This window comes from Elusimicrobiota bacterium (genome assembly GCA_016721625.1).
Taxonomy (GTDB): domain Bacteria; phylum Elusimicrobiota; class Elusimicrobia; order FEN-1173; family FEN-1173; genus JADKHR01.
In genome coordinates this window covers 2,478,863-2,496,787 of the sequence record JADKHR010000001.1, presented here as the reverse complement: position 1 = coordinate 2,496,787, position 17,925 = coordinate 2,478,863, and the positions used below count along the sequence as shown (strand labels likewise).

Here is a 17,925-nt window from a genome sequence, read left to right as displayed (position 1 = left end):
GGGGGCGTGTGTGCCGGGGTCTGTCGATCCGGGGATAAAAAAGGGCAAGGGCCCGATGGTGCAGGATATTTCTTGCGAGAAAAACTTTGACAGCCACGCCCGTTGATTCGATGGACAGATTCTTTTCGAGACTTGACAGATGGCTCCGGGCTTGGTAAGATGGGGGCCAAGGAAGTTGGGGTAATCGTGAACGGACATTGGCGTCCTCCTGGCGAAACGTCGGGGGGACTTTTTTTATATCCGCGAACATTGGCGTTCGTTGCGTAAGGTCGCAACGAGAGTTTTTTTTACCCACTTTACCAGGAGGACCCGTCAAGGGTCGTCCGTGAGAACAAAAAAATGAGGAGGCATCACCGATGAAACGATCCACCATTAGCAAAACCATCCTGTCCGCCGCGCTGTTGGCGACGATCGCCGCGGGCGTCCGGGCCGAAGGCCCCACCGTCAGCGGGTTCGTGGATATGGGATACAACTACAACCTGAACGGGGCCAACACCAACGTGTTGAGAAGCTTCGACGCCAACGCCAACTCCTTCATCCTCCAAAACGCCGAAGTGGTGGTGAACGGGAGCAATGACAAGGGAGTGGCCTATCGGGTCGACGTGGACTTCGGCAACGATGCCGGCGTGCAAAACGGGCTGGACGGGTTCGCTGCGACCACCACGTACGTCAACCTCCAACAGGCCTTCCTGAGCCTGCCGTGCCCCCTGACCCACGGAACCATTACCGTTGGAAAATTCGTCACTCCTTTCGGCGCGGAAGTGATCGAGTCCAAGGACAATTACAACACCTCCCGCGGACACCTGTTCAACTTCGCCATTCCCGCCACCCACACGGGCGTCAAGCTGGACAAGGGATTGAAGGACGGTAAATTGAACCTCATGGCCGGTATCGTGAACAGCTGGGACCTGATGCAGGACAACAACAAGGGCAAGACCGTCATCGCCCAGGCCTCGCTGGTCCCCACGGAAAAGCTCTCCGTCACCGTGGGCGGATCCTACGGGCCCGATCAAGCCACGACCACGCCTAGCATCGAGAAGAATGGTCGCTCCCTTGTGGACGCCATCGTCAAATTCACTCCCACGAATAAGTTGACCTTGTTGGCCAACTACGACTGGGGAGTGGAAGAAGGGGTCGGTCCTTCCATTGACAACACCGCGGCCAATTGGTCGGGTCTGGCGCTTTATGGAAACCTCGCCTTCACCGATGCCACCTCCGCCGCACTGCGTTGGGAAACGTTTGACGACGAGGGCGCGCGCACGGGAACGGAGCAGGTCTTGAACTCCATCACGGCCACCCTGCAACAAAAATACAACGGCGTCATTCTTCGGGCCGAATACCGCATGGACAAATCCACCCAGAAGGTCTATGTGGACAGCGACGGACTTGCGGACGACACCCAGAACACCGTCGGGATTAACGCCATCTACGCGTTCTAAGCGACCGTAAGTCGCTTCCCCCATCGACCGCTTTCGCGGACGGGCGACCCCCGTCCCGTGCGGATTGGCTCCCCGGGTGTCCCTTTCGTCCCCAACCCCGGGGAGCCTTTTTTTGGGGATCAGCGGCATTTAGCCTCTTTCAGGAGAATGACATGACCTTGGACCATCTCATTAAGGAACGCGCTCTTCGGGTCGCCCTGGAACCCGTCATCTCCATAAAACGGAAGGGCGCCGTGGGACACGTCGCGCGGCTTCGGGGCGGGACGGGCGCGGAAGAGGCGCGCGCCCAGGCCGCGACGCACGGGCTCGCCGTCGAATTCGATCGATGGTTCCGCAAGGAAGCCTTGGCGGCTTTTCAGGCCTCCGGACGGCCGGGCCTTCTCTTTCTGGGGTTTGACACGGCGGTGTTGGACCTGGGCGTCGCGGGGTCCGGCCACCTGGCCAACATGGTCCGTGAAATGGCGCTGGATCCCTCCGACATCGTGATCGCCATACGCGAATCCAAGGTGGACGACCTCCCAGCCCTCAAAGATTTCGTGGCCCGCCACCGAACCAGCGGCTTTTTAATCGCGCTGAAAGATTTGGGAGTCGGCCATTCCAATTTGGAACGGGTGGCGCTGGTGCGGCCCGACATGTTGCATGTGGGCGAGTCCCTCGTGGCGGGTTTGGAAAACGAGTTTTTTTCGCAGGAAATCATGAAATCCCTGGCCAATCTCTCGAAGAAAATAGGCGCCCTTCTGGTGGCCGAGGGGGTGGCCACGGAACAGCAGGCCCTGGCGGCCCTGGACCATGGCGTCGACATGTTGGAAGGGCCTTATGTGGGGTCCTCGCCGGAAAATCTCGGCGGAAAAATCGATGCCCTTTCGGCCCGCCACCGCGCCATTTCCGTTGAAAAATCAAAAGCCTCTCAAAAGCGGGTCCGGGAAACGGAGAGCTTGCTCTCCACCCTGATCCGTGCCCTGACGGCACTTCCGACCTCGGCCTTCGACCCGACCTTGGCGCGCCTCGTCCAAGAGAACCCATCCGTGGAGTGCCTGTTCATTTTAAACGAGGCGGGAATCCAGGAATCCGAGACCCACACGCGTCCCGGCGTGGCCTTCAAACGGAACGCCCTCTTCCACCCGGCCCGCCCGGGGGCGGACCACTCCATGAAAGAATACGTCTATCTATTAACGGACGCCTTCGTGAACCGCTACCGGACGGAACCTTACGTCTCCCAGGCCTCGGGCAACCTCTGCGTCACGCTCTCCGGCATTTTCCGCGACGCCTCGGAAAAGAACCACCTGCTCTGCCTGGACGTCCCCTGGAATTAATTTTTCGGATATTCTCTGATTTGTGTCAAAGTAAATGTGGTTTTTTTGACTCGCCTCCCCCTTGAGGCGTTATGAGCGCGACGTTTTGACGGTTGCGGTGCGGCCCGTTGTGCCGGCGATTGGCCGTTGAGCCGAGCCGGTCTCGTTTTGGCGGCGAAGCCGACAGAGACCGGTCCCGAAGGGACATATGAGGGCCGCCCGTCAAAACGGCGCGCGGAAGCTGTCCCGTTCGACTTGGATATCCAACGTCGGGACGACACCTACATTGGTAATGAACTGTCGGACGGTGTCGACGGGGCACGTTTTCTTTCCCCCTTTCTTTTGCGTGTCCAAAAGAAGGGGGCCGGGTCCAGGGCGGAGCGCCTGGCGCATCAGCGGCTGTGACTCCTTCGGTCTTTGGCTCTCTGTGCAGAACCCAGGTTCAAATGGGGAATTCGGTCAACCTAGCACGGAGAGTGGCGCGCCTCCCAGGCGCTGGGCCAACCGGTTGAACTCCTCTAACGTCAACGTTTCCGCCCGTCGGCCGGGATCGATGTCCAACCCGGCCAAAACGGCTTCCACCGCCGTCCGCTCCAGGGCGAGACCGTGCGAGAGGCTGTTGACCAGGGTCTTCCGGCGTTGACCGAAGGCCGCATGGGCCACTTTAAAAAAGGCGTCGAGGTGGGCCACGGAGGGTTCAACCAAACGCTCGAGTTCAATGACGGTGGAGGTCACCTTCGGAACCGGCCGGAAGGCCCCCGGACGAAGATCAAAGAGCCGGCGGGCCTTGGCCCTGGATTGGACAGACAGCGCCAGCAGGCCCCAATTTTTTCCACCGGGCACCGCCGTGATCCGCGCCGCCACTTCTTTTTGAACCATGAACACCGCGCGGTCCCACCCGGCCCAGGACAGGACCTTCTGAATAATAGCGGCCGCCGCCGAATAGGGCAGGTTTCCGATGACTTTATACGAACGTCCTTCCACCGGCGGCACGGCCCAATCCAAAAAATCGCCCTGGGCCACTTTAAAATGAGGTTCGTGGCCCCAACGCGCGATCAAGGTGTCGGCCAAAGAATGGTCCAGCTCCACCGCGGTCAAGGAAGCGCACCGGGATAAAAGATGCAACGTCAAGGCCCCCCGACCGGGACCAATCTCGATGACGCGGTCGTCGGACTCCAGGCGCAGGGAATCGACGATGTGGAGAGCCGCCGGCGAACTCACCAAAAAATTTTGACCCCAAGGGGCGCGCATTTTTAACGATGCCCGGATTTTTTTATTAATACGTATAGTCTTAACATCGGATCCCCGATTAACAAAGATTCTATGGGCGATCCTGCCGCCCAAAAGTTACACTATAGCCACTATGACAAATCCACCTATCAACGTGAAAAAGCAACTCGGGGCCCGGATCCGCGAACTTCGCAAGCGCCAGGGCCTCACCCAGGAGGAAATGGCGGAAAAGTGCGACCTGCATTGGACCTACATCGGCGGGCTGGAACGCGGGGAACGGAACCCCACGCTCACCACCATGCACCGAGTGGCCGGCGGACTGGGAGTCGGACTGAACCAGATGATCACCCCGCGCGGGTTCCCCCGCCCGGAAGATGCCGAAGAATCCAAGGAAGCCCGCCTGCTCCGTTTGCTCCGAAAGAAAGGTCCCGACAGCATGGACCTGGCCACCAAGGTCGTGAGAGAAGTGGTCCGTTGGCGCGACCGTTACACGAGCCGAAAAGACTAACCTTCGCTTCGTCAATCAAGGCCCTTTGTTATTAGGGCGCGGCGCAAGTATTCCAGCGCCCAAAGAACGGATTGTTGCCGAACGAAGGCCCGGTCTCCAATAAAGGTTTTCTTCGCCACGAAAATTCCTTCCGGCCCCGCCATTCCGATAAAAACCAAACCGACGGGCTTCTCCGCTGATCCTCCGCCCGGGCCGGCAATCCCCGTCACCGAAAGGGCATAGTCGGTTTTGGCCCGACGTCGGAGGCCGGCCGCCATTTCTTGGGCGGTCTTTTCCGAGACCGCGCCGAAACGCCGGAGCGTTTCCTTTTTCACGCCCAGCCCCCGCACCTTGGCCTCGTTCGCGTAACCGACAAACCCTCCCCAAAAATAATCCGAACTGCCCGAAACCGAGGTTAACCGTTCGGCCAACAACCCGCCCGTGCAGGACTCCGCGGTGGCCAACGTTCGATTCCGGGCTCGAAGCCCGGCCCCTACCACGGCTTCCAGCGTGTCGGTCCCTTCGCCGAAAATCGCGTCGCCAAACCGGCGGCGAAGCCAACGGTCCCATCGGCCCAACGCCGCTTCCACCACACCCCCGTCCGGCCCGGCCACCGTGGCTTTCACATCGACGATTCCCCCCTGGGCCAAAATTCCCCACGTCGTTCCGCGGTTCCACCGATCACGGGAGGAGAGGAGGGGCCGCAACCCCTGATCCACCCGGCTTTCCCCCAGGCCGAACAAACGCCAGACCCGGGTTTTCCTCACCCCTTTTGAAAATCGCGCGCGCAGATAAGGAAAGATTTCCCCTTCCGCCATGGGTTTCATCTCCCGCCCGGGCCCGGGAAGGAGAATCAGAACCTTCCGCCCCCACTCCACCCTCTGTCCGGGGGCCGTGCCGTAGGGGTTCGCCAAAACACGGGCCCCGTCCATGACAAAGGCCTGACGACGGTTGGCGGGAGGCATCGGAAGCCCCCGCCGTCGGAACCGATCACGGATCCCCGCCAACAGGTCCGCCCGAAGCACCAGCCGCCGCCCGATGACCCGGGCCCACGCCTCGCGGGTCAGATCGTCGAAGGTCGGGCCGAGCCCCCCGGTCACCAGGACAACATCGGCGCGGCGCCACGCCTCCCGAAAAACAAGCTCCATCTCCGCCGGGTCGTCGCTCACCGTCGTTTCCCTCGCCAGGGGAAGACCCAGGTCCTCCAACCGGGCGGAGAAATAGGCCCCGTGGGTGTTGAGTTTTCCCATCAACAGCTCGGTCCCCACGCAGATCAGTTCCACCCGGGGCCCCCGACCCCGTCGTCGAATTACGTTCACCTAAGCCACCCCCAGGTACGCCGCCCGCACGGCGGGATCCTTCAACAGGTCGGCGGAGGCGCCTTCCCGGACGATGCGCCCCGTCTCGATCACGTAGCCCCGGTCGGCAATGCGGAGGGCTTCCTGGGCGTTTTGTTCCACGAGCAAGATGGGAGTTCCCGCGCGGTGGATGTCCCGGATCACGGAAAAGATCTTCCGCACCATAAGGGGGGCGAGCCCCATGGACGGCTCATCCAACATCAGGAGCCGGGGCCGCGCCATCAAGGCCCGGCCGATCGCCAACATCTGCTGTTCCCCTCCCGAAAGGGTCCCCCCTTCCTGGCGTCCCCGTTCGCCCAACACAGGAAAAAGGTCCCAAACCCGGCGAAGGTCTTTCCGCCGATCGCCGGCGTTCGCGCAGGTGAACGCCCCCATTTCCAGGTTCTCCAGAACGGTGAGTTGGGGAAAAATCCGCCGACCTTCGGGCACGTGGATCAAGCCCAACGCCGCCGTGCGGTGGGCGGAGAGAGAGTCCACGCGGTGCCCGTCGAAAAGGACCTCCCCCGCGTCGGGCCACAGCAGGCCCGAGATCGTCTTTAAGAGGGTGCTCTTCCCAGCGCCGTTCGCCCCGATCAGGCAAACGATTTCCCCCGCCCGAAGGGTGAGGCTGACGTCTTGGAGCGCCTTGATTTTCCGGCCGTAGGAAGCGTGGAGGTTCCGAACCTCAAGCACGGGGCGTTTCCTCCGTTGGAGATCCGAGGTAGGCTTCGATGACCCGGGGATCCGTTTGGACCTCGGACGGCGTGCCTTCGGCGATCTTCCGTCCATAATCCAGGACCACCACGCGATCGGAGACCCCCATCACCACCCGCATGGCGTGCTCGATCAAGAGGATCGTGACCCCCTCCCGCCGGATTTTCTGGATCGTGTCCATCAGATCGCGGCTTTCCTGGGGGTTCATCCCGGCGTTGGGTTCGTCCAGGAGGAGGAGCCGAGGTTCGCTGGCCAGCGCCCGGGCGATCTCCAAGCGCCGCTGATCGCCATAAGAGAGATGGCGGGCCGGCGTGTGCGCCTGGCCGTCCAGTCCCACCGCTTTCAAACGCTCCCAGGAAGCGTGTCGGATTTCCGCTTCTTCTCGATAGAAGGCGCGGGTGCGAAAGAGCGCGGCCGCGAGTTCCGATCGCGTCCGGCAGTGGCGGCCCACCATAACGTTTTCAAGGGCCGTCATGGGACCGAAGAGACGGATGTTTTGGAACGTTCGGGCGATGCCGCGCTTGGTGATGCGGTACGCGGGGAGGTCGTCGATTCTTTCCCCGGAGAATTCGATGGCGCCCTCGTCCAGGGAATGGAAGCCCGTGAGAACATTAAAAAGCGTGGTCTTCCCCGCGCCGTTGGGCCCGATGACGCTCACGATCTCTCCGGCGGCGATGGAAAGATCCACGGCCTCCAGGGCCACCAGCCCCCCGAACCGCTTGGTGACGCCTTTGGCGGAGAGAAGTTTCATCCTTTAGCGCGAGGCCGGGATCGGGGCCAGAGCCCTTCCGGCCGAAAAATCGCCACCGCCACCAGGAGAGCGCCGAAGATCAGGTAGCGCGCGTTCACCATTTGGGCGCCCCCGACCCAAACGAGGAGCTCCGAGCGAAGGAGTTCCGGCAGGCCCACGATCAGGGCCACGCCCAGCAGGACCCCCGGCAGAGACCCCATCCCGCCCAAAACCACCATGGCCACCAACAACGCGGACTCCCAAAAGGTGAAGGATTCCGGCGTGACGAAATTTTCCCAGCGGGCGAAAAGCGCCCCGGCGATTCCCGCGAAAGCCGCCGAAAAGGCGAAGGCCACATTCTTCAGGCGCGGCACGTCGATCCCCATGGACCGGGCGGCCGTCTCATCCTCGCGGATGGCGATCCAAGCCCGCCCGATCCGCGATTGGTCCAACCGTCGGCAAACGATCCAACCCAGGGCCACGAACGCAAAAATCAAATAGAAAAAGTGCGTGTTGGTCCAAAGGGTCAGGCCGAAGAAATGGATGGGAGGCGTTTTCATGGAGAGGAGGGAAAGGCCCTTGGGTCCGTTGGTGAGAGAGTCCCAATTGTTCAAAGTGATCCGGGTGATCTCGCCGAATCCCAAGGTGACGACGGCCAGATAGTCCCCCCGCAGTCGGAGCACGGGGGCGCCCAAGAGGGCGCGAAACGCCATGGCCGTCCCGGCGCTGGCCGGCAAACACCACCAAAAGCTCCAACCCCGGAGAGAAAGGAGCGCCGTCGTGTAGGCGCCGATGGCGTAAAATGACATGAATCCCAAGTCCAAGAGGCCCACATATCCCAGAACCAGGTTGACCCCAAGGGCCAAGAGCGCGTAGAGACCCATGACCCCCAGGATGCGGACGAGAAACCCGCCAGGCGTCCCCTGCAGGAGGAGAGGCAGGGCCAGGAACGCGGCCGCCGAAAAAACAGCGAGGAGTCGGTTTCTAAATTTTTTCGGAAACATGGCGGCCCAGTATGCCCGAAGGACGGCAAAGCAGAACAAGGATCAACACGACGAAAGCGAAGACATCTTTCCATTCCGATTCGGGAAGAAAACCCGCGCCCAGGGACTCCAGAAGGCCCAGCAAGAACCCGCCCAGCATGGCCCCCGGCACGCTCCCGATGCCCCCCAACACCGCGGCCGTGAAAGCCTTGACGCCGGGGTTGAACCCCATGTTGTATTTGACCGATCCGTAATAGAGCCCGTTCAACACCCCCGCCGCGCCGCCCAGGGCCCCGCCGATAAAAAAGGTCAGGGCGATCACGCGATGGACGGGGATGCCCATCAACTCCGCCGCCTCCGGATCCTGGGAGACGGCCCGCATGGCCTTGCCGAGGCGGGTTTTGCGGATAAAAAACGTGAGCCCCGCCATCAGACCCAGGGAGACCAGAACGATGAACGCTTGCAGAGGGAGAACGGAGAAGCCTCCCCATCGGAAAGGCTTCACGGGGAATACCGACGGGAAAGCCAGCTGGCTGTCCCGCCACAGGAACACGAGATTCTGAAGGAAAAGCGAAGCGCCGATGGCCGAGATGAGCGGAGTCAAACGCGGCGAGCGTCGGAGCGGCGCATAGGCGATACGGTCCAGAAGAACGCCGAGAAGCCCCGCGCCGACCATGGCCGCCAGAAAGACCACGACGATGGTTCCGGCGCTCACCCCGCCTGGCCAGACCGCCAGGATCCCCCACCCCCCTACGGCCCCGAGCATGAACAACTCCGAATGGGCGAAATTGATCATGCGGAGCACGCCGTACACCATGGTGTAGCCGAGAGCGATCAAGGCGTAGATCCCTCCCAGGGTCAGACCGTTCAATGCCTGCTCAAATAGGATGCTCCCCCCCAAGGCCATGGACGATTTTACCTTTTGGGGGCGCCCGCCGCGGGAGCCAGGGCGGGGGAAAAGGAAGCCGAAGGAAGAGCGGATGGGTTTTTTGGGGGCGAGGCGGCCTGGCGGGTTTCCGGTGCCGGAGGGAACAGAAACTCGGCGGGATTCATGGTTTTCATTGTGGGGGTCAAGATCTCAAAATGCAGGTGCGGCGCGGTGGCGTGCCCGCTTCCGCCGACCATCCCCAGGGCCTCGCCTTGTTTCAAGGTTTGCCCCTCCCGAACCGTCACCTTTCGAAGATGCGCGTAGCGGGTGATCCATCCATCGCCGTGCCGGAGAAGAACCATGCGGCCGTACCCTCCCCGATGGGACACGGTGGCCACCACGCCGTCCGCCGATGCCAGAACAGGATCCCCGCCCCCGCGCGTTTGGAGGAGGTCGATCCCCGTATGAAACTTCCGGCCCCGGGGCCCATAGGGCGACAGGACCCGAACCTTCCCCAGGGGAAGGGCGAAGCGCGGGACGACGTGAACGGCCCCCGTGGAACGAACCAGGGGTGCGGAGGGGATTGTGTTGGGAATGGAACCCGCTGGAAAAGCCGCCGTGGGCGAGGCCGACGACGCGCGGGAAGGTGGCGGCTCAGCGGCCTTCGGCGGGTGCGGGCCCCGGGGCATGGGGCCCAGACAGGCGGTAAGACCCGCGAGCAATGCCCCCCACAGGAAAAGACGCGAGCTACTCGTGGGGAACAAACTTTCCGTCCTTGACGACGAAAAGCGTAATGGTTTTGTTCAAGGTGTCGCCCTTCTCGTCAAAGGTCGTCGTCCCCAAAACACCCGTGTAGCTCATGCCGCGCAGGTGTTCCATCATTTTCGCTTTGTCGGGACCCGCCTTTTCCATGGCGGCCAGAAGGATGTTGGTGACTTCGTAGGCGTAGTGGTCGTAGGCTTTGACCTCGGACCCCGGATACCGCAAATGATATTTCTCCATGAAGGTCTTCGCCGAGGCCATGAGCTCGGGCGGCCGACCCAGGTAGGTGACAAACGCGCCCTCGGCCGCCCCGCCGGCGATGCGAAGGAAATCGGGGTCGTAACTGATCTCGCCGGTCAAAAACGGCGCCCGGATCCCCGCCTCGCGCGCCTGGCGCAGAACCAACCCTCCCTCGGTGTAAGTCCCGCCGAAATACAACAGGTCCGGCTGAAGCGGCTTGATCCGGGTGACGAGAGCCTTAAAATCTTTGTCGCCCGCTTGAACCCCATCGAAGCAAAGGACTTTCCCCCCCCGTTCCGAAAACCGCGCCTGAAAGACTTCAGCGATGCCTTGGCCGTAGGCGGTCTTGTCGTGCACGATGGCCACGGCCTTGCTTTTGAGGGAGCGGGCCGCGAACTCCGCCGCGAAGGCGCCCTGGGCATCGTCGGTGGTGTTGACGCGGAAAATGTTGCGGGGCCCGGTCCAGTTGGGAGAAAGCTGTTGCAGGGTCAGCTGGGGATTGGAGGACCCGGCGTTCATCATGGGAACCCCCGCCCGCGCGTAGACGGCGGAAGCCGGGATGGAACACCCCGAATTAAAATGGCCGATCACGGCCAGCACGTCCGGGTCCGAAACAATGCGATTGGCCACGTTCACCGCTTCCTTCGGGTCGGAGCGGTCGTCGAATTCCACGGCGCGCAAAGTGAAGTTTGGGAACCGGCCGGAAGCATTGGCCTCCTCGATGGCCAAAACCGCCGCGCGTTTTAAACCCTGGCCCAGGGCCGCGATGTCCCCCGTGAGCGGCTCCGCGATGGCGATCTTGACTTCTCGCGGTCCCCGCTGGCAGGCGGCCAGAACCCCCCACACTCCGGCCAAAATGAGTCCGGCTTTTTTCATAGTGATTTAACCCCTTTCACTGGATCCCACGCGAAGTTGGAACAGCGCGGCGGCGGCCAAGAACCCATAAAGCGCGCTCGCCCGAAAAAAATCCATGGTCGGCAACCCCGCCCAGGCGCGATCCGCGACCACCCAGGTCCCGACGACAATAAAACACGACACCAAAGCCAAGGAAAAAACGCCCCACGCCAGCCCCTTGGCCCGAAGATGAACATTGAGCGCCGCCAGGATCAACAATCCCCCCGGAAAAAAAATCGCGGACCGGGTCCAGGGGATAGGGCCCTGTCCCCCCCAGCGCCAGAGCGTGAGCCCGAAAAGAACAAACACCGCGGCCAACATCAACCGTTCGAGCCGACGGGCTTTCAAATTCCCAGTTCCCCGCGGATCGCCTCGACGGTGGCGGCGACGGATTTTGGCTTGGGAGCCAGGGCGATGGCCCGTTCCGGATCTTTCAACCCGTGCCCCGTCAAAACGCAGACCGCCGTGGCCGACGAGCGGGCGAAATCGGGGTTCTGCCCGGCGAACTTTTTCAACCCGGCCAAGGAAGCCGCGCTGGCCGGTTCGCAAAACACCCCTTCCCTCGCCAGGGCCCGGTAAGCGGCCAAAATTTCATCGTCTGAGACCGCCCCGATCACGCCCCCCGATTCGTCCCGGGCCGCCAGGGCGCCCTTCCAAGAGGCCGGGTTCCCGATCTTGATGGCGGTGGCGATGGTCTTGGGATCTTTCACCGGTTCCCCCCGGACAATCGGCGCGGCCCCATCGGCTTGCCACCCCATCATTTTGGGAAGTCCCCGGCTCTTGCCCAGCGCCCGGTATTCCACGTAGCCTTTCCAATAGGCCGTGATGTTTCCGGCGTTGCCGACGGGAATGAAGTGGTAGTCCGGGGCCTCGCCCAACTCGTCGACGATCTCGAAGGCGCCGGTTTTCTGGCACTCGATGCGGTGGGGGTTGATGGAGTTGACGATCGTGATGGGGGTCGCCTCCCCCACCCGGCGAACCATGGCCAGGGCGTCGTCGAAATTTCCTTGAACGGCGAAAACGTCCGCGCCGTGGATCAAGGCCTGGGACAATTTCCCGAGAGCGATTTGGCCGTCCGGGATCAAGACCACGCACCGCAGGCCCGCCCGCGCCGCGTAGGCGGCCGCCGACGCCGAGGTGTTGCCCGTCGACGCCGTGATCACCGCCTTGGACCCGGCCTCCACCGCTTTGGAAATGGCCAGCGTCATGCCGCGGTCCTTAAAGGATCCCGTGGGGTTCAGCCCTTCGTATTTCAAAAAGAGCCGGACGTTGGGCGCTCCCGCCCATTCGGCCAGGCGGCAGGAAGGGAGGAGAGGCGTGTCCCCCTCGTGGAGAGAGATCACGGGCGTCCTATCCGTGACAGGCAAAAGGGCGCGATAGCGATGGATCAATCCGTGTCGGGGCATGGGCGTGGAACGGACAGAGGGAGATTATCTCATTTTTTCCCGCGAACGGGCCGGTGGGCGGCGTAAAAGGCCATGACGCGGGGAAGATCATCGGACAGATCCGGCAGGAGGACGCCGGCGGGTTCCAGCAACCGGCGGGCGTTTCGGTTGTCGAAATAGATGTCTTCGTTCAGATAACTTAAAAACCGGGGCAGGTGGCGAAAGGCTTTTCTTCGACGGGCTGGTCCGATCCAAGCGAGCGGAGGGACCAGGGCGCGAAAGAGTCCCCAGGGCAATCGATGGGGCCGGGGCGTCGGGAGACCCGCCGCGGTCAGCAAACCCGGGAGAACCGCCACATACCGCTCCAGGGGCCAGGACCCCTCCCGTCCGGCGGCCAGATGGAGAACCTGGCCCGCCCACGCCGGGTTCCGAACCGACGCCGAGATGGCGCGAGCCAAATAATCGTTGGGCACCACGTCCAGCCGAAAACTCGGCAGGCGGGGAACCCATCCGAGCGTGACCCGACCGCTCAAGAATTCCGCCAGATGATAAAACACCTGAAAGTGGAGCGTCCTCCCCGTCCGGGAATCGCCCACGACCATGCTGGGGCGATGGATCGTCACGGGAAGCCCTTGCTCCATGGCCTCCCACACTAATTCCTCGGCTTCCGCCTTGGAGGATTCGTAGGTGTTGTGAAACTCGCGCGGTTCCCGGAGGCGTCGTTCCTCGATCCGCCCCTGGAGGGTCCCCGCCACGCCCACCGTGCTCAGATATTCGAGTTTCTCCAGCGCCCGGGCCTCCCGGGCCAAAGTGAGGATGTGCACCGTGGTGGCCACCGAACTTCGGCGCGCCTCCTCCGCCGACATATTGACCTTCACCTGGGCCGCCCCGTGAACGATGTGCGTCACGCGGTCCGCCAACTGGGCGTAGGGCCCCGGCGCGATGCCCAACCGTTCCTGAGAGACATCTCCCGAAAGGATCTCCACCCTTCCCCAGACGGGTTCCCCAAGCCCGTACGTCCTCCAAAAGGTTTTCAGCTCCTCCAGCCGCTCGGGCACGGAACGGCCGGGGGCGGGACGAAGCAATAGGATCAAGCGCAGGTCGGGATCGCCCAGCAACTCGGGAACCACCGCGCTCCCCACGGCCCCCGCCCCGCCTGTGAGAAGGACAGTCTTCACCAAACGGGCTCTTCCACCGAGAACCCTTCCCTCCAACCAAAGAAAGGTTTATGGGGCATTGGGCCTCCGGGTGGGTGAAACGGCCGGGTCGATGCCGTATTTTCCGGGAGCGAAAATATTGTCCGGGTCCAGAACGCCCTTGATCCGGTTGGCCAGACGGAGAAACTCGGGCGCGTTCGAAAATATTCGGTCCATGAACCCCGTGCTGGTGCGGTACTGTTGATAGCCCTGGGACTGGGTGGTTTCGGAGATTTCATTGTAGAGGGCGTGAACGCGTTCCGTTTCGTCGGCGTCGGTTTTGTCGTAAAAAAGAGAGGTCAAAATGATGACGGACCTGGCCGTCGCCACCATGAGGGCGAAATTGATGTCCAGTTTCTTTTTCAAGGCCAGGGTTCGGCAGTGTTCCACCACCCGGCGGACTTCCTCCCCTTCCAAGGACACCACGATCCCGCCCAAATCCCGCCGCAATGGTCCCGGGCGGGATCGATGTCGTCATCGGACGGTTTTGCGCCGCGCCGTTTCATGTAGGCATGTTTCACGAAATAGTCGCTGGGGTAGCCTTTCTCGATGGCGTGCATGTGCGGCAAAGCTTCCACGCAGGGCAGGGGTTTCCGAAATATCAGCATGGACAACTTGTCGGCCCAGGCCCGTCCACGGGGAAGGTCCCGCCATTTTCTCAACAGACCCGAAAACCGCTGGATCCAGCGACAGCTCGCCTCCCCCAAAAACCAGAGGCGGCCGTAGGGTCCCAGTCGTTTTTTGATCAACGAACGGGCGGCCCGCACCTGGGCGGTGGTGCCGTAGAGGCCCGCCCCAAAGGTCCAGGGAGCGATATTGAACCGACGGCGCAACGTCGCCCGGCGTTCTTCCGACAAGCAAGGGGCCCCATCCAACAGGTCGCGGGGATCGTCCGCCACGATGCCAAAGGTGGTCACGTCGTTGATCAGGTGGATTTTGCTTTGCAGGGCCCCCGCGAAGGACAAATGGCGTATTTCATTGATGAGGGCGGGAAAATCCTCTTCCCGTTTCAACTCGAAAAGGCAGGACTGAAAACATTCCGGTTCCGGCATGAGCCAGATGCCGATTTGAGTCACGATGCCGAAGTTGGATTGACTGAAGAGCCCCTCGAGGTAGGGGCCCACCCCCCATTTAAACGTGTTCCAGGTTTTGTAGCCCTGAAGAGGGCCCCCGCCGGTGCGAACCAGGCTCCCGTCCGCCAAAAGGACTTCCATCCCGCAAATTTTTTCGAAATGGTCCCCGTAGGGGGTTTCCCCGATCCCGCGTTCCAGGGCGTTCCCCATGACGCTGCCGTCGGCAGGACCGTCGGTGCAATCCAGCCACAGCCGGACCCCGCGTTCCTTCAAGTGAGCGTGCAGTTGCCGGTAGGTGACCCCCGGTTCCACCACGGCGTAGGCCATGGTTTCGTTCACCTCCACAATGCGGTTCATTCGTTCCAGAACGAGGACCACCGCGCCGTCCCGCGCCGGGGAGGCGGAGCCGTAGCCCCAGTTCTTGCCCTTCCCGCAAGGCCAAAGCGCGAGATGGTGGTCCAGGGCCGCCTTCACGATCTTTTTTAATTGGTCGACGTCGGAGGGGTAAACAAAGGCGGAGGGGCGCCGCACGGAAGGGATCAGGCATCGAGCGCGCCGCTCCACTTCCTGCGCGTCGACGACCACATGGGCCTTCCCCACGATTTCCCGAAGGACGTCCAACCCCGCGGCCCACTCTGTTCCGACGGATTCACTCATAAAGGATTCTCCTTCCGCCGGCATAACGAGGGGCGCTTATCCGAGCGAATCGATGCGAAGATGGACGGGTTGGCGGGAGAGCCCTCGAATGCGGCGGGACTCCTTCATGGCGGCCTGGATCGCTCCCTCCGGGGCATCGTGGGTCACGATGACGATCGGGACGGATTTCTTGACGACATCGGTTTCGGACACCGAGTTGTCCTCTTGATGCACGGAGGCGATGGAGATTTCATGCTGGCTCAGGAGCCGGGTCACGGCCGCTAAGATCCCGGCTCGGTCCACGGCGCTGAAACGAAGATAGTGGCGAAGCCGACGATCCCGGGACTCCAAAATGTCCAACTTCTTTTTCCCGTCGAACATCACGTAGGGGAGCCGCCCGGCCATACCGCCCGCCACCTGGCGGGCCAGGTATAAAACGTCGGAAACCACCGCGCTGGCCGAGGGCATGGCGCCCGCGCCTTTGCCGTAGAACATGACGTCCCCCACGGCGTCGCCGTGGATGACGACAGCGTTGTATTCGTTCCGGACGTTAGCGAAGGGGTGGTTTTCCGGAATCAAGGTCGTCTGAACCCGGGCGAACACCGAATTCCCGTCGATGTCCGCCGAGGCGAGAAATTTGGCCACGAGCCCCAGCCGGCGACGGGCAAATTTGATGTCCCACAAATCCAAACCCGTCAACCCTTCCCGGTGAACATCTTCCACCCGCACCCAGCCGCCGGTGGCCAGAGAGGCGAGAATCGCCAACTTGTGGGCGGCATCCACCCCATCGATGTCGAAGGAGGGGTCCGCCTCGGCAAACCCGGCGGCCTGGGCCGCTTTCAACGCGGCGGAAAAACGAAGCCCTTCTTCCGTCATCCGGGTCAGGATGTAATTCGTCGTCCCGTTCACAATCCCGTAAAGCCGTTGGATCCGATTGGCCGCCAGGCCCTCGTTCAATCCCTGAACCACCGGGATTCCCCCGCCCACAGCGGCCTCGAAATAAACCAGACCCCGCGTGGCCTGGGCCGTATTGAAAATTTCACCCCAATGGCGGGCCAACACGGCTTTGTTGGCCGTGGCCACCTGCTTGCCGGCCTTCAAGGCCGAAAGAATCACCGTGCGGGCCGGTTCGTCCCCGCCGATCAATTCCACGACGATGTCGACAGCGGGATCCCCCACCACTTCGCGCCAGTCTTTGGTGAACCGGGGCCGCTCGCCTCCGATGGGGGACAGCGGTTTCTTGCGACGGCTGGCCACCCAGGCGAGTTGGAGCCGGGTGCCCGCCTTGGCCTCCAAAATCTCGAGGTTTTTTTGGAAGAGGCGGACCACGCCGCTCCCCACCACCCCGTAGCCCACCAGTCCGATTTGGACGGCGCCGTTTTTCATGCCGGAACGGACCGGGCGGATTTAACCGATTTGCCTTTGCGAAGGAATTTCCGCAGGCGAAGAACCGCGTCGTAAAACCGGTCGTCGTGGGTGACGAGCGACATCCGGACATAGCCTTCGGCTTCGGGGCCGAACCCGATGCCCGGGGTGACCACGATCCCGGTTTCTTTCACCAACTCCTCGGCAAAGGCCAGGGACCCCTTGGCTTTCCACCCGTCCGGAAGCGGCGCCCACACGTACATGGTGGCCCGCGGGGAGGTGACGGGCCAGCCCATTTTGTTCAGCTCCCCAACGAAATAGTTTCTCCGGCGTTGGTAGGTCGCCACCATCTGTTTGACACAGTCCTGGGGCCCTTCCAGGGCGGCCACGGCCGCCAGTTGGAGAAACGTGGGCACCCCATAGTCCACGAACGCCTTGTATTTTTCCAGCGGCGCCAAAAGCGATTTTTTGCCGCAGGCCCAGCCGATCCGCCAGCCCGCCATGTTGTAGGTCTTGGAGAAACTGTGGAATTCCAAGGCCACTTCCGAGGCCCCCGGCGTCTCCAAGAAACTCGGGGCCACGTATCCGTCGAAGGTGATCTCGCAATAGGGATTGTCGTAGGCCACCAGAATGTCGTGCTTTTCGGCGAACTTCACGGTTTGTTTAAAGAATTCCGGGTCGTCGACGATGGCGGCCGTGGGATTGTTCGGATAGCTCAGAAACATGATTTTGGTGCGTTTCAGCACTGAGGCCGGGATTTTTGAATAATCGGGCAAATAGCCGTTCTCGGGCCGGAGCGGCATATAATGGATTCTCCCGCCCGCCAAGATCACACCGTTCGAATGCACCGGATAGCTGGGCACGGGCACCAGCGCGAAATCACCCGGGTCCATGTAAGCCTGGCAGAGGTGGGCGATGCCTTCCTTGGATCCGATCAAAGCCAGCACGTTTTCGTCGGGGTTGAGCGTGACGCCGAACCGGCGGTCCATGTAATTCGTCACCGCTTTCCGGAACTTCGGCATGCCCTTGGCCTGGGGGTAACGGTGCGTGCGGGGATGGTTCTTGACCGTATCCACCAACCGATCCACCACGTGGGCGGGGGTGGGCAGGTCGGGATTTCCCATGCCGAGGTCGATCACGTCCAAACGCCGCCCGTGGGCTTCCGCGGCCAGGGCCTTGATCCGTGTGAAAATATAGGGAGGCAATTGCTCAAGTTTCTGGGAACATTCAACCATGGGAAGACCTCGGTGACATCAGAGTCGCCGCCCGCTTCGCGGGTCGGATTACAAAAAGT

General features: G+C 62.0%; 18 protein-coding genes. 3 read left to right on the top strand and 15 right to left on the bottom strand.

Annotated features, from left to right (window positions below):
* Positions 1-356 precede the first annotated feature (356 nt).
* The gene (locus IPP35_10955; GenBank protein ID MBL0059599.1) at positions 357-1,439 is read left to right on the top strand and encodes a porin; all 1,083 of its coding nucleotides are present in this window, start codon (positions 357-359) and stop codon (positions 1,437-1,439) included.
* A 152-nt stretch (positions 1,440-1,591) separates the two neighbouring features.
* Complete coding sequence (locus IPP35_10950) at positions 1,592-2,752, top strand: EAL domain-containing protein (protein MBL0059598.1); 1,161 nt, start codon at positions 1,592-1,594, stop codon at positions 2,750-2,752.
* Between the two features lie 438 nt (positions 2,753-3,190).
* Here the strand turns inward: IPP35_10950 and rsmA are convergent, their stop codons facing one another.
* On the bottom strand, positions 3,191-3,952 hold the full coding sequence (gene rsmA / locus IPP35_10945) for a ribosomal RNA small subunit methyltransferase A (protein ID MBL0059597.1): 762 nt from the start codon (positions 3,950-3,952) through the stop codon (positions 3,191-3,193).
* 163 nt (positions 3,953-4,115) lie between these two features.
* Between rsmA and IPP35_10940 the strand changes: the two genes are divergently transcribed.
* Positions 4,116-4,469, top strand: a complete 354-nt coding sequence (locus IPP35_10940) for a helix-turn-helix transcriptional regulator (protein MBL0059596.1) — start codon at positions 4,116-4,118, stop codon at positions 4,467-4,469.
* Between the two features lie 11 nt (positions 4,470-4,480).
* Here IPP35_10940 and IPP35_10935 read toward each other — a convergent pair whose 3' ends face one another.
* From IPP35_10935 to IPP35_10870, 14 genes are read right to left on the bottom strand one after another with little or no spacing between them, the layout of a single operon-like run.
* On the bottom strand, positions 4,481-5,767 hold the full coding sequence (locus IPP35_10935) for a competence/damage-inducible protein A (GenBank protein ID MBL0059595.1): 1,287 nt from the start codon (positions 5,765-5,767) through the stop codon (positions 4,481-4,483).
* Positions 5,768-6,574, bottom strand: coding sequence for an ABC transporter ATP-binding protein (locus IPP35_10930; GenBank protein MBL0059594.1), 807 nt, complete (start codon positions 6,572-6,574; stop codon positions 5,768-5,770). It lies immediately after the preceding gene.
* Positions 6,471-7,250, bottom strand: a complete 780-nt coding sequence (locus tag IPP35_10925; protein MBL0059593.1) for an ABC transporter ATP-binding protein — start codon at positions 7,248-7,250, stop codon at positions 6,471-6,473. The genes IPP35_10930 and IPP35_10925 overlap by 104 nt, the downstream gene beginning before the upstream one ends.
* Positions 7,247-8,233 (bottom strand): ABC transporter ATP-binding protein, encoded by a 987-nt coding sequence (locus IPP35_10920; protein MBL0059592.1) that lies wholly within the window; start codon positions 8,231-8,233, stop codon positions 7,247-7,249. The genes IPP35_10925 and IPP35_10920 overlap by 4 nt, the downstream gene beginning before the upstream one ends.
* Positions 8,214-9,101 carry a branched-chain amino acid ABC transporter permease gene (locus IPP35_10915; GenBank protein ID MBL0059591.1) on the bottom strand — a complete coding sequence of 296 codons (888 nt, stop codon included), beginning with the start codon at positions 9,099-9,101 and terminating at the stop codon, positions 8,214-8,216. The genes IPP35_10920 and IPP35_10915 overlap by 20 nt, the downstream gene beginning before the upstream one ends.
* Before the next feature lie 26 nt (positions 9,102-9,127).
* Positions 9,128-9,844: a M23 family metallopeptidase gene (locus IPP35_10910; GenBank protein ID MBL0059590.1), complete on the bottom strand. Its 717-nt coding sequence runs from the start codon at positions 9,842-9,844 to the stop codon at positions 9,128-9,130.
* On the bottom strand, positions 9,828-10,958 hold the full coding sequence (locus IPP35_10905) for a branched-chain amino acid ABC transporter substrate-binding protein (GenBank protein ID MBL0059589.1): 1,131 nt from the start codon (positions 10,956-10,958) through the stop codon (positions 9,828-9,830). Before IPP35_10905 ends, IPP35_10910 begins: the two co-directional genes overlap by 17 nt.
* A 6-nt stretch (positions 10,959-10,964) precedes the next feature.
* On the bottom strand, positions 10,965-11,324 hold the full coding sequence (locus tag IPP35_10900; GenBank protein ID MBL0059588.1) for a hypothetical protein: 360 nt from the start codon (positions 11,322-11,324) through the stop codon (positions 10,965-10,967).
* Positions 11,321-12,382, bottom strand: a complete 1,062-nt coding sequence (locus IPP35_10895; GenBank protein ID MBL0059587.1) for a threonine synthase — start codon at positions 12,380-12,382, stop codon at positions 11,321-11,323. Before IPP35_10895 ends, IPP35_10900 begins: the two co-directional genes overlap by 4 nt.
* Before the next feature lie 29 nt (positions 12,383-12,411).
* On the bottom strand, positions 12,412-13,539 hold the full coding sequence (locus tag IPP35_10890) for an SDR family oxidoreductase (protein MBL0059586.1): 1,128 nt from the start codon (positions 13,537-13,539) through the stop codon (positions 12,412-12,414).
* Between the two features lie 48 nt (positions 13,540-13,587).
* Positions 13,588-13,983: a hypothetical protein gene (locus IPP35_10885; protein MBL0059585.1), complete on the bottom strand. Its 396-nt coding sequence runs from the start codon at positions 13,981-13,983 to the stop codon at positions 13,588-13,590.
* Positions 13,920-15,287: an FAD-dependent oxidoreductase gene (locus IPP35_10880; protein ID MBL0059584.1), complete on the bottom strand. Its 1,368-nt coding sequence runs from the start codon at positions 15,285-15,287 to the stop codon at positions 13,920-13,922. Before IPP35_10880 ends, IPP35_10885 begins: the two co-directional genes overlap by 64 nt.
* 36 nt (positions 15,288-15,323) lie before the next feature.
* Positions 15,324-16,652, bottom strand: coding sequence for a homoserine dehydrogenase (locus IPP35_10875; protein ID MBL0059583.1), 1,329 nt, complete (start codon positions 16,650-16,652; stop codon positions 15,324-15,326).
* Positions 16,649-17,866 (bottom strand): aminotransferase class I/II-fold pyridoxal phosphate-dependent enzyme, encoded by a 1,218-nt coding sequence (locus IPP35_10870; GenBank protein ID MBL0059582.1) that lies wholly within the window; start codon positions 17,864-17,866, stop codon positions 16,649-16,651. Before IPP35_10870 ends, IPP35_10875 begins: the two co-directional genes overlap by 4 nt.
* Positions 17,867-17,925 lie beyond the last annotated feature (59 nt).

Excerpts from the sequence above, each read along its gene's own strand:
- IPP35_10955 (MBL0059599.1), top strand. The coding sequence starts at position 357 with ATGAAACGATCCACCATTAGCAAAACCATCCTGTCCGCCGCGCTGTTG.
- IPP35_10950 (MBL0059598.1), top strand. The coding sequence starts at position 1,592 with ATGACCTTGGACCATCTCATTAAGGAACGCGCTCTTCGGGTCGCCCTG.
- IPP35_10930 (MBL0059594.1), bottom strand. The coding sequence starts at position 6,574 with ATGGACGGAAGATCGCCGAAGGCACGCCGTCCGAGGTCCAAACGGATC.
- IPP35_10925 (MBL0059593.1), bottom strand. The coding sequence starts at position 7,250 with ATGAAACTTCTCTCCGCCAAAGGCGTCACCAAGCGGTTCGGGGGGCTG.
- IPP35_10920 (MBL0059592.1), bottom strand. The coding sequence starts at position 8,233 with ATGTTTCCGAAAAAATTTAGAAACCGACTCCTCGCTGTTTTTTCGGCG.
- IPP35_10905 (MBL0059589.1), bottom strand. The coding sequence starts at position 10,958 with ATGAAAAAAGCCGGACTCATTTTGGCCGGAGTGTGGGGGGTTCTGGCC.
- IPP35_10895 (MBL0059587.1), bottom strand. The coding sequence starts at position 12,382 with ATGCCCCGACACGGATTGATCCATCGCTATCGCGCCCTTTTGCCTGTC.
- IPP35_10880 (MBL0059584.1), bottom strand. The coding sequence starts at position 15,287 with ATGAGTGAATCCGTCGGAACAGAGTGGGCCGCGGGGTTGGACGTCCTT.
- IPP35_10875 (MBL0059583.1), bottom strand. The coding sequence starts at position 16,652 with ATGAAAAACGGCGCCGTCCAAATCGGACTGGTGGGCTACGGGGTGGTG.
- IPP35_10870 (MBL0059582.1), bottom strand. The coding sequence starts at position 17,866 with ATGGTTGAATGTTCCCAGAAACTTGAGCAATTGCCTCCCTATATTTTC.